The sequence below is a fragment of the Streptomyces sp. CA-278952 genome, assembly GCF_028747205.1.
In the GTDB taxonomy this organism is placed as follows: Bacteria; Actinomycetota; Actinomycetes; order Streptomycetales; family Streptomycetaceae; genus Streptomyces.
On the sequence record NZ_CP112880.1, the window covers coordinates 2,922,672 to 2,936,557 of the forward strand.

General features: G+C 73.1%; 13 protein-coding genes. 4 read left to right on the forward strand and 9 right to left on the reverse strand.

Annotation, left to right across the window (positions count from 1 at the left end):
• The first annotated feature begins 90 nt into the window (after positions 1-90).
• Both N7925_RS12745 and N7925_RS12750 read left to right on the forward strand, forming a co-directional pair.
• Positions 91-1,455: an FAD-binding oxidoreductase gene (locus tag N7925_RS12745; protein WP_274343920.1), complete on the forward strand. Its 1,365-nt coding sequence runs from the start codon at positions 91-93 to the stop codon at positions 1,453-1,455.
• Positions 1,456-1,509: 54 nt separating this feature from the next.
• Complete coding sequence (locus N7925_RS12750) at positions 1,510-2,265, forward strand: decaprenylphospho-beta-D-erythro-pentofuranosid-2-ulose 2-reductase (RefSeq protein WP_274343921.1); 756 nt, start codon at positions 1,510-1,512, stop codon at positions 2,263-2,265.
• A gap of 38 nt (positions 2,266-2,303) precedes the next feature.
• Here the strand turns inward: N7925_RS12750 and N7925_RS12755 are convergent, their stop codons facing one another.
• Complete coding sequence (locus N7925_RS12755) at positions 2,304-2,903, reverse strand: 2'-5' RNA ligase family protein (RefSeq protein WP_265599775.1); 600 nt, start codon at positions 2,901-2,903, stop codon at positions 2,304-2,306.
• Between the two features lie 124 nt (positions 2,904-3,027).
• Complete coding sequence (gene trpS, locus N7925_RS12760; RefSeq protein ID WP_265603850.1) at positions 3,028-4,020, reverse strand: tryptophan--tRNA ligase; 993 nt, start codon at positions 4,018-4,020, stop codon at positions 3,028-3,030.
• Between the two features lie 302 nt (positions 4,021-4,322).
• Here trpS and rocD point away from each other — a divergent pair, with 302 nt between their 5' ends.
• Entirely contained in the window at positions 4,323-5,528 is a 1,206-nt protein-coding gene (gene rocD / locus N7925_RS12765; RefSeq protein ID WP_265599776.1) for an ornithine--oxo-acid transaminase, read from the forward strand.
• 50 nt (positions 5,529-5,578) lie between these two features.
• Here rocD and N7925_RS12770 read toward each other — a convergent pair whose 3' ends face one another.
• From N7925_RS12770 to pdxR, 3 genes are all read right to left on the reverse strand, one after another.
• Positions 5,579-6,766, reverse strand: coding sequence for a glutathionylspermidine synthase family protein (locus N7925_RS12770; RefSeq protein WP_274343922.1), 1,188 nt, complete (start codon positions 6,764-6,766; stop codon positions 5,579-5,581).
• A gap of 5 nt (positions 6,767-6,771) precedes the next feature.
• Positions 6,772-7,044: a hypothetical protein gene (locus N7925_RS12775; protein WP_265599778.1), complete on the reverse strand. Its 273-nt coding sequence runs from the start codon at positions 7,042-7,044 to the stop codon at positions 6,772-6,774.
• Between the two features lie 104 nt (positions 7,045-7,148).
• Positions 7,149-8,549, reverse strand: a complete 1,401-nt coding sequence (gene pdxR / locus N7925_RS12780; RefSeq protein WP_274343923.1) for a MocR-like pyridoxine biosynthesis transcription factor PdxR — start codon at positions 8,547-8,549, stop codon at positions 7,149-7,151.
• A 47-nt stretch (positions 8,550-8,596) separates the two neighbouring features.
• On the opposite strand from pdxR, the gene N7925_RS12785 reads away from it, so the two are divergent.
• Positions 8,597-9,112 (forward strand): carboxymuconolactone decarboxylase family protein, encoded by a 516-nt coding sequence (locus tag N7925_RS12785; RefSeq protein ID WP_265599780.1) that lies wholly within the window; start codon positions 8,597-8,599, stop codon positions 9,110-9,112.
• Positions 9,113-9,193: 81 nt separating this feature from the next.
• Here the strand turns inward: N7925_RS12785 and N7925_RS12790 are convergent, their stop codons facing one another.
• From N7925_RS12790 to N7925_RS12805, 4 genes are all read right to left on the reverse strand, one after another.
• Positions 9,194-10,183 (reverse strand): malate dehydrogenase, encoded by a 990-nt coding sequence (locus tag N7925_RS12790; RefSeq protein ID WP_265599781.1) that lies wholly within the window; start codon positions 10,181-10,183, stop codon positions 9,194-9,196.
• Positions 10,184-10,417: 234 nt separating this feature from the next.
• Complete coding sequence (locus tag N7925_RS12795) at positions 10,418-11,635, reverse strand: helix-turn-helix domain-containing protein (RefSeq protein ID WP_274343924.1); 1,218 nt, start codon at positions 11,633-11,635, stop codon at positions 10,418-10,420.
• 527 nt (positions 11,636-12,162) lie between these two features.
• Entirely contained in the window at positions 12,163-12,900 is a 738-nt protein-coding gene (locus N7925_RS12800; RefSeq protein WP_274343925.1) for a DUF3017 domain-containing protein, read from the reverse strand.
• 23 nt (positions 12,901-12,923) lie between these two features.
• Complete coding sequence (locus N7925_RS12805) at positions 12,924-13,805, reverse strand: bifunctional methylenetetrahydrofolate dehydrogenase/methenyltetrahydrofolate cyclohydrolase (RefSeq protein WP_265599784.1); 882 nt, start codon at positions 13,803-13,805, stop codon at positions 12,924-12,926.
• Between the last annotated feature and the right edge of the window lie 81 nt (positions 13,806-13,886).

Here is a 13,886-nt window from a genome sequence, read left to right on the forward strand (position 1 = left end):
CGCTCCGCCGACACTCACTCCATCACCCGTTCCGGTGAGTGAATTCACCAATGCCGCGAAGGGGATTTCCCGGACGATACGGTCACCCTCATGTCCGTCGACACGGTGTCCTTGACCGGCTGGGGCCGCACCGCCCCGACGACCGCCGTGCGGTTTCGCCCCCGCACCCACGAGGAGGCGGCCGCCGTCGTCCGGGGGCGTGGGCCCCGGGGTGTCATCGCGCGCGGACTGGGGCGGTCGCCCGGGGACGCGGCGCAGAACGCGGGCGGCTCGGTGCTCGACCTGACGGGCCTGGCCCGGGTCGGCGGTGTCGACGCCGCCGCCGGCCTGGTGCGCTGCGACGCGGGGGTGAGCCTGGAGCGGCTGCTGCGGGTGCTGCTGCCGCTCGGCTGGCTCCCGCCGGTCGTGCCCGGGACCGGCAGGGTGACGGTCGGCGGGGCGATCGGCTCCGACCTGTCCGGCCTCGACCACCGCCGCTCGGGCTCGTTCGCGCGGCACGTGAGCGCCCTGGAGCTGCTCACCGCCGACGGCGAGGTGCGTACGGTGCTGCCGGGCACCGCCCTCTTCGACGCGACCGCCGGGGGTCTGGGGCTGACCGGGGTGGTCCTGGGCGCGACCCTGCGCCTCCGGCGCGTGACGACCGGGCTGATGTCCGTCTCCACCGAGCGCGCCGGGGACCTGGACGATCTGCTGGCCCGCTTCACCGCGGGCGGCGACCGGCTGCCGTACGCCTCCGCCTGGATCGACCTGATGGCCCGGGGCCGGGCGACCGGACGCGGGATCCTCACGCGGGGGGAGCACGCGACCCCTGAGATGCGCCCGGCGCACACGGGGCGCACTTCGCTCTCCTCGCGTTCCGGAGGGGCCCGGGGGCGGTTCCGGTTTTCCGGCTTCCCGCCGGTGCCGGGCAGGCTGCTGGGTCCGGCCTCGGCCGCCCTGTACAACGAGGTCCGCTACCGGGGCGCACCCCGCGCGCGGACCGGTGAGCTCCGGCCGGTCCCCGTCTTCTTCCACGCGGCGGACGCCTTCCCGGACGCGAACCTGCTGTACGGGCGGGGCGGCCTGGTGCGCTACCGGTTCGCCGTCGGGTACGGCCGGGAGGAGACCCTGCACCGGGTCGTGCGGCGGATCGCGGAGCGCCGGAGCCCCGCCGTGCGGGCCGTGCTCCAGCGGTTCGGGGCGGCGGACCCCGGCGGGCTGTCGTTCGCCGCGCCCGGCTGGTCCCTGGCCCTGGACCTGCCCGCGGCCCTGCCCGGCCTGGCCCGCTTCCTCGACGGCCTCGACGAGGAGGTGGCCGCCGCCGGGGGCCGGGTCTGCCTGGCCAAGGACTCCCGGATGCGGCCGGAGACGGCGGCCGCGATGTACCCGGGTCTCGCGGACTTCCGGGAGCTGCGGGCGCGGCTGGACCCGACGGAGGCGTTCCGCTCCGACCTGTCGCGCCGGCTCGGGCTGTAGGGCCCCGCCGCTGCCCGCGTTTCTCTCCCCCACCCCTCTGATCAGGAGCTTCCCGTGAAGGATGCCTTCGGCGCCCCGCAGTCCCTGCTCGTCCTCGGCGGCACCTCCGAGATCGCCCTGGCCACCGCGCGCCGGCTGATCGCCCTGCGCACCCGCCGGGTCTGGCTGGCCGGACGACCCTCCCCGGCCCTGGAGTCGGCCGCCGCCGAGCTGCGCGGCCGGGGGGCGGACGTGCGGACCGTCGACTTCGACGCGCTGGACTCCGCCTCCCACGAGGTCGTCCTCGGCAAGGTCTTCGCGGAGGGCGACATCGACGTGGTGCTGATGGCGTTCGGGGTCCTCGGCGACCAGGCGCGGGACGAGGAGGAGCCGATGGCCGCGGTCCGGGTCGCCCAGACCAATTACACGGGGGCGGTCTCCGCCGGGCTGGTGTGCGCCGGCGCACTACAGGCGCAGGGGCACGGTTCGCTGGTGGTCCTGTCGTCGGTGGCCGGGGAGCGCGCCCGGCGCGCGGACTTCATCTACGGCTCCAGCAAGGCGGGCCTCGACGTGTTCGCGCAGGGGCTCGGCGACGCGCTCCAGGGGACCGGGGTGCAGGTGATGGTCGTCCGCCCCGGCTTCGTTCGGACCCGGGCCACGGCGGGGCGGCCGGAGCAGCCGTTCGCGACCGGCCCGGAGGAGGTCGCGGAGGCGATCGTCACGGGGCTGCGACGGCGCTCGGAGAGCGTGTGGGTGCCCGGTTCGCTCCGGGTGGTGATGGCGGCGCTGCGGCACGTCCCGCGCCCGCTCTTCCGTCGGCTGCCGGTCTAGGGCGTCTCGTCAAACGGCCGCCGTCGCCCGGAGGGTGCTCAGGGCCGTAGCGACGGGGCCGACGGCGCGTCGATCGTGTAGCCGCCCTGGGCCGGGACGGCGGGCGTGCCGCCGCCCGCTCCGAAGGGGAAGTCCCGGAGCTTGCGCCAGACGGCGTCCGGGCCCTGCTCGTACAGCGCGAAGGATCCGCAGGTCCAGGCGGCCTCGTACTCCGCGAGCTCCTCGTAGGCCCGGTCCATGGCCTCCTCGGCGATGCCGTGGGCCACGGTGACGTGCGGGTGGTAAGGGAACTGGAGCTCGCGCACCAGGGGGCCCGAGGCGTCCCGGACCCGCTTCTGGAGCCAGGCGCAGGCCGAGGCGCCCTCGACGACCTGGACGAAGACGACCGGCGACAGCGGGCGGAAGGTGCCGGTGCCGGAGAGCCGCATCGGGAACGGGCGGCCGGCCGTGGCGATTCTTTCGAGGTGCTCCTCGATCGCCGGGAGGTCGGCCGACTGCGCCTCGGTCGGCGGCATGAGGGTGACGTGGGTGGGAATGCCGAAGGCGGCAGGGTCCCCGAAGCTCGCGCGGCGTTCCTGGAGCAGGCTGCCGTAGGGCTCCGGGACCGCGATCGAAACGCCGAGCGTTACGGTCCCCACGTCGTTCTCCTCCACCGTCGATGGTCGATTTTCGGTCATGCCGCGTGGGCCGGGTTTCCGGCCCACGCGTTCCGTCGCCGCAAGTGTGACCCCTGCGGCCATGATCTCGCCAGGGTCCTTGGACTCAGTGCTTCGCGGGCAGGAAGCCCATCCGGTCGTACGTCTGTGCCAGGGTCTCCGCGGCGACGGCCCTGGCCTTCTCCGCTCCCTTGGCCAGGATGGCATCCAGCGTCTCCGGGTCGTCCAGATACTGCTGGGTGCGAGCCCGGAAAGGAGTGACGAATTCCACCATGGCCTCGGCCAGATCGGTCTTCAGCGCACCGTAGCCCTTGCCCTCGTAACTCCGTTCCAGGTCCTCGACGGGGGAGCCGGAGAGAGTGGAGAGGATCGTGAGCAGGTTGCTGACGCCCGGCTTCTTCTCGGCGTCGAAGCGGATCACCGTGTCGGTGTCGGTGACCGCGCTCTTCACCTTCTTCGCGGTGGCCTTCGGGTCGTCGAGGAGGTTGATGAGGCCCTTCGGCGTGGAGGCCGACTTGCTCATCTTCACCGCCGGGTCCTGGAGGTCGTAGATCTTCGCCGTCTCCTTGAGGATGTACGGCGCGGGCACGGTGAACGTCTGTCCGTACCGGCCGTTGAACCGCTCGGCGAGGTCGCGGGTCAGCTCGATGTGCTGGCGCTGGTCCTCGCCCACCGGGACCTGGTTCGCCTGGTAGAGCAGGATGTCCGCGACCTGGAGCACCGGGTAGGTGAAGAGGCCGACGGTGGCCCGGTCGGCGCCCTGCTTGGCGGACTTGTCCTTGAACTGCGTCATCCGGGAGGCCTCGCCGAAGCCGGTGAGGCAGTTCATCACCCAGCCGAGCTGGGCGTGCTCGGGCACATGGCTCTGGACGAAGAGCGTGCAGCGCTCCGGGTCCACACCGGCCGCCAGCAGTTGCGCCACGGCGAGCCGGGTGTTGGCCCGCAGCTCGGCGGGGTCCTGCGGGATCGTGATCGCGTGCAGGTCCACGACCATGTAGAAGGCGTCGTGGCTCTCCTGGAGCGCCACCCACTGGCGCACCGCGCCCAGGTAGTTGCCGAGGTGGAACGAGCCCGCGGTGGGCTGGATCCCGGAGAGCACGCGCGGACGGGCGGCCGCACCGGTGCGGCCCGTCTGCGGCTGGTCGGTGGGGAGGTCAGAGGCCATGGCCCCATTGTCTCAGGTACGGGGGCGATCTCCGGCAGCCGGTGCGGGGCGGAGAGGGAGCGTACTCGCGGAAGTCCGGAGCACGCGAGCGCACGCCTGAGATGAACCGCACATTTCGGCTGCCCGGCGTGCGACGGCGGGCGCGCCGGGCGATGGAGGTTTCCCGGCGCGGGTTCCGACCGACGATACAAAGTGGGCACCACCCCCGCCCACGCCGCACGACGAACGGAGATCCCGTGTCGATCACGGAAACTGCCATCGCCTCCGCCGAGGCGCACAGCGCGCACAACTACCACCCGTTGCCGGTCGTCGTGGCCTCGGCGGAGGGCGCCTGGATGACCGATGTCGAGGGCCGCCGGTACCTCGATCTGCTCGCCGGGTATTCGGCACTCAATTTCGGCCACGGCAACCGCCGGCTCATCGACGCGGCCAAGGCCCAGCTGGATCGGGTGACGCTGACGTCCCGGGCTTTCCACCACGACCGGTTCGCCGACTTCTGTACGGAGCTGGCGGCGCTGTGCGGCATGGAGACGGTGCTGCCGATGAACACCGGGGCGGAGGCCGTGGAGACGGCGGTGAAGACCGCCCGCAAGTGGGGCTACCGGGTCAAGGGCGTGCCGGACGGCATGGCGAAGATCATCGTGGCCTCGGACAACTTCCACGGCCGCACGACCACGATCGTCAGCTTCTCCACCGACCCGGAGGCGCGGGCCGACTTCGGCCCGTACACCCCCGGCTTCGAGATCGTTCCGTACGGGGACCTCACCGCGATGCGGGAGGCGATGACCGAGAACACCGTGGCGGTGCTGATCGAGCCGATCCAGGGCGAGGCCGGGGTGCTGGTGCCGCCGGCCGGCTATCTCCCCGGCGTACGGGAGCTGACCCGCGAGCGGAACGTGCTGTTCATCGCGGACGAGATCCAGTCGGGGCTGGGGCGTACGGGGAAGACGTTCGCGCTGGAGCACGAGGGCGTGGTGCCGGACGTGTACCTGCTGGGGAAGGCGCTCGGCGGCGGGGTGGTCCCGGTGTCGGCGGTCGTCTCCTCGGCGGACGTCCTCGGCGTGTTCCGGCCCGGCGAGCACGGCTCCACGTTCGGCGGGAACCCGCTGGCCTGCGCGGTGGCGCTGGAGGTGATCGCGATGCTGCGGACCGGCGAGTACCAGCAGCGGGCGGCCGAGCTGGGCGACCATCTGCACCGGGAGCTGGGCCTGTTGACGGGCGGTGGCGCGGTGGAGGCGGTGCGCGGCCGGGGGCTGTGGGCGGGCGTCGACATCGCTCCGGCGCTGGGCACCGGCCGGGAGATCTCGGAGAAGCTGATGGAGCTGGGGGTGCTGGTGAAGGACACCCACGGCTCCACGATCCGGATCGCCCCGCCGCTGGTGATCGGCAAGGAGGACCTGGACTGGGGCCTGGACCGGCTGCGGGCGGTACTGAGCGCCTGAGGAGGAGCCGGGAGAGCCCAGGGGGCGGCCCAGGGCCGCCCCCTGGGCTCTCAGAGGATGACGTGGGGCAGGAAGCGGGCGTACTCGTCCGTGACCGGCCCCGCCGACTCCCGGATGCCGAGCCCTGCCGCCTCGTCCTCGACGACCCACGCGCCGAGCACCACCCGGTTGCCGTCGAAGTCGGGCAGCGGGGCCGCCTCCTGGTAGCAGCACGGCTCGTCGCGCGTCACGGGCGGCGAGCCGGGGCCGTGCAGCTCGACGCCTGCGCCCTCGCGGCCGAGCAGCGGCTTGGACACGTATCCGGCCCCGCCCGGACCGGCCAGCTCGCGCGGGCCGTCGAGGTAGGCGGGCAGCAGATTGGAGTGGCCGGGGTACAGCTCCCAGAGGACCGCGAGCAGCGCCTTGTTGGAGAGGAGCATCTTCCAGGCGGGCTCGATCCAGCAGGTGGTGCCGGAGCCGCCGCCGTTGTCGAGGGTGTCCAGCACCTGCGGGCCGAAGCGGTCGGTGGCCAGCCACTCCCAGGGATAGAGCTTGAAGCAGCTGCGGATGAACCGCAGCCGGTCGTCGACGAACCGGCCCGACAGCCGGTCCCAGCCGATCTCCTCGACGGACAGCGCCTCGGTGTCGAGCCCGGCCTGCTGGGCGGTCTCGCGCAGATACGCGACCGTCATCAGGTCCTCGCCCAGCTCGTCGCCGTCGGAGTGGACGAAGTGCAGCGGCCCGGGCGGCAGCAGGGGCGCCTGCCGCTTCCAGGCGTCGACCAGCCTCTCGTGCAGGGAGTTCCACTGGTCGGCCCCGGGGAACCGGTCCTCCATCCAGAACCACTGCGCGCTCGCGGCCTCCACCAGCGAGGTCGGGGTGTCGGCGTTGTACTCCAGCATCTTCGCCGGGCCGCTCCCGTCGTAGCGCAGGTCGAACCTCCCGTACACGGAGGGCAGTTCGGCGCGGCGGCGCCAGGACTCGGCGACCAGCGCGGCGAGGCGGGGGTCGGTGATGCCGAGGTCGGCGAAGCGGTCCTGCTCGACGATGTGCGCGGCGGCGGCCAGGCACATCGTGTGCAGTTCCTCGACGGTCTCCTCCAGCGCCTCGACCTCGGGCAGTGAGAAGACGTAGTAGGCGCTCTCGTCCCAGTACGGTCGCAGCGAACCGTCCGGGTAGCGGGTGAGCGGGTAGACGACGCCCTGCGCCTCGACGGTCTCCTGCCAGCCGGGGCGCGGCTCGATCGTGCGACGTTCCACGGCGGTCAGCCGCCGCCGGAGCCGGAGCAGCCGAAGCCGCCGCGGTCGACTGCCGACTTGTCGAAGCTGCCGCCCTGCACCTTGCCGCTGTCGTTCTTGCCGCCGTAGTAGTACGAGCCGTTGCCGCCGCTGCGGCACTCGGAGCTCGGCAGGGTCCGCTGCGTCGTGCGGTCGGCGCAGCGCTTGTCCGGCTCCGAGCCACAGGACGTGATCGTCAGGGCGAGCAGCCCCATACCGCCGAGCACGACCGTGCTCGACCTCAGCCTTCGTGTGGGCATGTTCGGTTCTCCCCCGTGGTACGCGATCGAATCCGGCGCCCCGTTTCCGCCACCGGACCTCTTGTCAGATTAGTGGGAGGGGGGCGCTGTTCGGAACCTGGCCCTCACGGGAGAACCCGGCACAGGGCGTCGAGCGCGCCCGCCCAGGCGCTCTCCGACGGCGAGCCGTAGCCGATCACCAGGGCGTCACGGGCGGCGGGGGCGTCCGGGTGGCGGTAGCGCGCGAGGCCGTCCAGCGCCAGGCCCTGGAACGCCGCCGCCTGGATCACCGAACGCTCGGCGCCCGGCGGGAGTTCGAGGACCGCGTGCAGCCCGGCCGCGATCCCGCTGACCTCGACGTCCGGCGCGCGTTCGGCGAGCGCCGCGACGAGCTGGTCGCGGCGGCGGCGGTAGCGCAGCCGCATGGAGCGCACGTGCCGGTCGTACGCCCCCGAGGCGATGAACTCCGCGAACGTCAGCTGGTCGGGCGAGCCGGACATCCAGCCGGACACGTCCTTCTCCGCCGCCACCTCTTCCACCAGGCCCCGGGGCAGCACCATCCAGCCGAGGCGCAGCCCCGGGGCCAGCGACTTGCTGGCGGTGCCGAGGTGGACGACCCGCTCCGGGTCGAGGCCCTGGAGCGCCCCCACCGGCTGCCGGTCGTACCGGAACTCCCCGTCGTAGTCGTCCTCCAGGATCAGCCCGCCCGTGGACCGGGCCCAGTCGACGGCGGCGGCCCGCCGGTCCGGGTGCAGCGGTACGCCGGTGGGGAACTGGTGCGCCGGGGTCAGCAGGACCGCGCCCGCGCCGCGCAGCGCGGCCAGCTCGCCGGTCCGGGAGCCGTGCTCGTCCAGGGGCAGGCACGGGGTGCGCAGCCCGGCGTCGGTGAGGAGGTCTCTGTGGACGTCGAGGCCGTACGACTCGACGGCGATCTCCCGGACCCGGCGCCGCCGCAGCACCCGGCCCAGCAGCGTCAGCCCGTGCGCGAAGCCGGCGCAGATCACGATGCGCTCCGGATCGGCGTGGACCCCGCGCGCCCGCGCCAGGTACTCGGCCAGCACGGTGCGCAGTTCGACGCGGCCGTGCGGATCGCCGTAGCCGAAGGCCTCGTCGGGGGCGGCGGTGAGTGCCTTGCGGGCGGCCTTGAGCCAGGCGGTGCGCGGGAAGGCGGAGAGATCCGGCGAGCCGGGCTTCAGGTTGTGACCGGCCCCGGGCCGCACCGGCCGGGGCCGGGCCGCCGCGGGGTCGGTCCGGCGCGGCACGGACCGGCGGGCGACCCGGGTCCCGGAGCCCTGGCGGGCGGTGAGCCAGCCCTCGGCGACCAGTTCGGCGTAGGCGTCCGCGACCGTGTTGCGGGCGACGCCCAGGTCGGCGGCGAGCACCCGGGAGGACGGCAGCCGGGTCCCGGGGGCCAGGCGGCCGGTGCGCACCGCCTCCCGCAGCGCCTCCATCAGCCCGCTGCGGAGCCCCTGGCCGACCGGTTCGAGATGCAGGTCCGCCCCGAAAGTGGCCCAGGAATCCGTCATGCCAATGGACCATACCGGGGTGCCATCTCCGCCGTAGCGTCGTCCTCATGACCTCGACACACGAGCACCACCACGCCCCGGCCGACCTCTCCCCCGAGGAGCCGCCCCGGATCTCCGTCTCCCAGCTCCTCCCGGACGTCTACAAGGCGATGGTCCGGCTCGACATCGCCGCCCGCAAAGGCCTGGACCCCGTCCTGGTCGAGCTGGTGAAGATCCGGTCCTCGCAGATCAACCACTGCGCGTTCTGCCTGGACATGCACAGCAAGGACGCGCTCGCGGCGGGCGAGTCGGTCGAGCGGATCGTCCAGCTCAGCGCCTGGAGGGAGTCGCGGCACTTCTACACCCCGAAGGAGCTGGCGGCGCTGGCCCTGGCCGAGGCGGTCACCGTCCTGACCGACGGCTTCGTCCCGGACGAGGTGTACGAGGAGGCCGCCAAGCACTTCGAGGAGACCGAGCTGGCCCAGCTGATCGCCTCGATCAGCGTGATCAACGTCTGGAACCGCTTCGGCGTCACCGGCCGCCTGGGGCCCGGCCACTACACGCCCGGCGACCACAAGAGCTGACCGAGGGCTCTGCTCAGAGCAAGCGTCGAACGCCCCCGGCAGCAGCTGCCGGGGGCGCTCGACGTGTCGCGGGTGCGGGTCTCAGATGAGGTCGAGCCCGCGGACCGCGTCGCGCTCCTCGACGAGCTCCTTGACCGACGCGTCGATGCGCGTACGGGAGAACTCGTTGATGTCCAGGCCCTGGACGATCTCGTACTTTCCGTCCTTCGTGGTGACCGGGAAGGAGGAGATGATGCCCTCGGGGACGCCGTAGGAGCCGTCCGACGGGATGCCCATCGAGGTCCAGTCGCCGGCGGCGGTGCCGTTGACCCAGGTGTGCACGTGGTCGATGGCGGCGTTGGCGGCCGAGGCGGCCGAGGACGCGCCACGGGCCTCGATGATCGCGGCGCCGCGCTTGGCGACGGTCGGGATGAAGGTGTCGGCCAGCCACACCTCGTCGTTGACGGTCTCGGCGGCGTTCTTGCCGGCGATCTCCGCGTGGAAGATGTCCGGGTACTGGGTGGCCGAGTGGTTGCCCCAGATCGTCAGCTTCTTGATGTCGGAGACGGCGGCACCGGTCTTGGCGGCCAGCTGCGAGATCGCGCGGTTGTGGTCCAGACGGGTCATCGCGGTGAAGCGCTCCGCCGGTACGTCCGGGGCGGCGGCCTGCGCGATGAGCGCGTTGGTGTTGGCCGGGTTGCCGACGACGAGGACCTTGATGTCGTCCGCGGCGTTGTCGTTGATGGCCTTGCCCTGCGGCTTGAAGATGCCGCCGTTGGCGGCGAGCAGGTCACCGCGCTCCATGCCCTTGGTGCGCGGGCGGGCGCCGACGAGCAGGGCGACGTTCGCACCGGCGAAGCCGACGTTCGGGTCGTCGGTGATCTCGATGTCGCGCAGCAGCGGGAAGGCGCAGTCGTCGAGCTCCATCGCGGTGCCCTCGGCGGCCTTGAGGCCCTGCGGGATCTCCAGGAGGCGCAGGTTGACCGGCACGTCCGGGCCGAGCAGGTGGCCGGAGGCGATGCGGAAGAGCAGCGCGTAGCCGATCTGGCCGGCTGCGCCGGTCACGGTGACATTCACGGGAGTGCGGGTCATGGCGGTCTCCGATTAGACAGCTGGCGGTGGGGGTCCCGGCCCCTGGTGCCGGACCCTGGTGCTGGACACCCTCCCCGCCCCGACGAATCTTGACGTGAAGAGATATCCAGCGGTCAGGCTATCGGACCCGGCCCGGCCGGGCCGCCCGCCCCCCTGTGGCACCGCACACAACCGGTCACGCACCGCACCCGCGGGCCCTGGGGCTCCTGGCTCCCGCCGCCCCCGGGCCCGGCGTCACTCGCCCGGGTCGGTGCACCCCTTCGTGCCGGAGGTGAGCGTCGCGCAGGCCTTCGCGTCGGCCGCCTTCTTCACCGCGACCATCGGGGTGTACGCCTCGGTGTCCCCCATGACCTCGCCGTTCTGCGCGCCCTCGCCGGCGGTGATCCGTACGGTGTCGCCGATGGCCGCCCCGGTGAGCCGGGCCCAGGAGGCGGAGCAGACCTCGCTGTAGCGGACCTCGATCTTGCTGCCGCCGACCACGGCGCCGGCCACCGTACGGGCGAACTCGCCGCCGCAGCCCATCGCCTCGGGGTCCTTCCCCGCGCACTCCGTGCCGCTGCACTCGACGCCCACGGGCAGCTCCGTGGCGGCCTTGGTGGGAGCCACCGACGGGGTGGCAGTGGCCTTGGCCGTGTCGTCGCCCGGTGCGAGCATCACCGCGCCGACCACGACGATCAGGGCGCCGACGGCCCCGACGGCGAGCATGGGGCCCTTTACGCGGCCTCCGGGGGCCTTGCCCGGTGGTCGGGTGGCGCGCCTGTCCCGGCCGGAGCCCGAGCCGGAGCCGCGGCTGGCGCTCTCCGCCGGGTCCCGCTCCGGCCGCTGCCCGCCCTGGTCCGCCCCGCCGTCGTACGGCCGGTCCCGGTGGCGGGCGGGGTGGGGTGCGGTGCCGCGCTGGGTGGGGATGAGGAGCTGGCGCGTGTCGTCGTCGCCGGGCCCGTGAGCCCCGCCGCCGTACGGGTCCTTGCCGTGGACGTCGCGGGGCGGGGCGTCCGTGCCGGCCGGGCCCGCGGCGGCGGGAACCCGTGCGCCGGACGCGGACGCGCTGTGCCGGCCACCGGCGGAGGACCGGCCGGACCGGCCGCCCGCCGGAGCGTCGGGAGCCGTCGTGCCCAGCTCGCCGAGCGCGGCACGGGCCTGCGTGATCCGGATGGTCTCCATCGTCATGTCGTGGCGCATCTCGGCCCGGCTCCAGGCCCTCTCCGCCAGCTCCCACATGGTCGTGAGGTGGTGCTGCGGGGTGCCCGTCACCTCGGCGAGGGCCACGACGGCTCCGCGCGGGGCGAGCAGCCGCCCGTTGAGATACCGCTCCCAGGACGTCTTGCTGTAACCCGTGCGGTCGGCCACCGCGTTGATGTTCAGCCCGCTGCGGTCGACGAGCCTGCGCAGCTGGCCGGCGAACTCCCTGATCTGCGGGTCGAGCTCTTCGGGCAGTGCCTTCCAACGAGGCATCGCGATTCCCCCCTCTTGTCCCCCGGACGTACTTGCTGTGCCCCGTTACGGCCGGTCCCCCGGTCCACGCATCCCCGGTCCGTCCACCGCCGTCCGGTCCGGACCGTCGACTGGACTACCCACGAGGATGCGCGGAGCCAGGGTGTCAGTTCCTGACGAGGAGGCGCACGGGAGCATTCGGGACGGGGTGCGTGTTCTCACGCGCCCCGAAATCCGCGCCGGCCACCTGTCCGCATGCTCCGTGCCGCTCTGTGCGCCGTGCCAGTCTGCCATCGTTGCACGGCGATCACACCGTGCCGGAATGGTCACTTCCGTGCCACAGGCCACAGTGAGCGCTTGTTCCGGTCTTCCCCGTCCATGACGCTGGAGTCAGGACGGGGCAAGGCCGCCCATCTCGCCGCATACCAGGGCTTTTTGCCCGGTTGTTCCGTTCCGCCGTGGTGTCCGTCCCTCCTCGGGGGTGGGGACGGACACCACGGAGCTGATCGGACGGGCCGCCCCTTCGGCGGAAGCGGGACGGATGCCCGCTAGCGGATCGTGAAGCGGACCGCGTCCTCCAGGACCGGGACGTCGAGCCACGGCTTGGGCTGTGCGACGAGCGCGAGCAGCACGATCAGCGTGCCCATCAGCCCGTACGTGACCAGGTCGGTGAAGCGGGAACGTACCGCCAGCATCCCGACCGAGGGCACCACCCAGCGCAGCACGGCACCGGCGATCAGCGCGCCACCGATCAGGATCGTGCCGATGCGGAACGCCTGGTCGAACGGGTCGAGCACCACGATCAGCAGTCCGAGGCCCGCCGCGCAGAGCACGGTGAGCAGCGGCCACTGCCGGGCCGGAGCGGGCGCGTCGCCGGACGCCGCCCTGCCACCGCCCTCGGGCCGGGCGGTGTCCCGGGTGAACCGCGGGAACCGCCGCGACCGGCGGGGCCGCCGGCCGGCCGCGGCCCCGTCCGGGGCCGGGGTGGTGTCCGGGGCCGTGTCCCTGTCCCTGTCCCTGTCCGTGGACGTGGACGTGGACGTGGACGTTGACGCGGACGTTGACGCGGACGCGGACGTGGCGGTGTCCGTGCCCGGGTCCGTGGCGTCGGTGCCCGGGGCCGTGGCGTCGGTGGCCTCCGCGACGGGGGCCGTGGCGTCCGCGGCCGGGTCCGGCCCGGCGGACCCGGTGGACCCGTCCCGCTCTTCCCGCTCGTCCGGTTCGCGCGGCTCGTCCGCCGCCCGGCCGGCCGGGGCGGGGTCGGCCGGACTCGTACCAGCACCCATGGGGTTCCCTCCGGATCCGGCCGTCAGCCCGTTGCGGCGGAGTCGGCGGCCTCGGCGGCGGCCCGCTCGGCGGCCTCGACCACGTTGACCAGCAGCTGCGCGCGGGTCATCGGGCCGACGCCCCCGGGGTTCGGGGCGACCCAGGCGGCCACCTCACGGACCCCCGGGTGCACATCGCCGACGATCTTGCCGTCAGCGTCCCGGCTGACGCCGACGTCGAGCACGGCCGCGCCCGGCTTCACGTCCTCCGGCTTGATCAGGTGCTGCACCCCGGCGGCGGCGACGATGATGTCGGCCTGCCGCAGGTGGGAGGAGAGGTCCCGGGTGCCGGTGTGGCACTGGGTCACCGTGGCGTTCTCCGACTTGCGGGTCAGCAGCAGCGGGATCGACCGGCCGATGGTGACACCGCGTCCGACGACCACGACGTGCGCCCCGTTGATCTCCACGCCGTGCGCGCGCAGCAGCTGCACGACGCCCTGCGGGGTGCAGGGCAGCGGGCCGGTCTCGTTGAGGACGAGGCGGCCGAGGCTCATCGGGTGCAGCCCGTCGGCGTCCTTCTCCGGGTCCATCAGCTCCAGGATCCGGTTCGTGTCGATGCCCTTGGGCAGCGGCAGCTGGACGATGTAGCCGGTGCATTCGGGGTTGGCGTTGAGCTCACGGACGACGTCCTCGATCTCCTCCTGCGTGGCGGTGTCGGGGAGTTCGCGCTGGATGGAGCCGATGCCGACCTGGGCGCAGTCACGGTGCTTGCCGTTGACGTACCACCGGCTGCCCGGGTCGTCCCCGACGAGCAGGGTTCCGAGGCCGGGAGTGATCCCCTGGGCCTTGAGGGCCGCCACACGGACGGTCAGATCGGATTTGATCGCGGCAGCGGTGGCCTTGCCATCGAGAATCTGGGCAGTCATGGTCCCATCCTCGCGGATGACCCCGCCCGCATACCAATTGCCGGTGCCGCCCCCGTACCGGACATTGCACTTGCACAACGT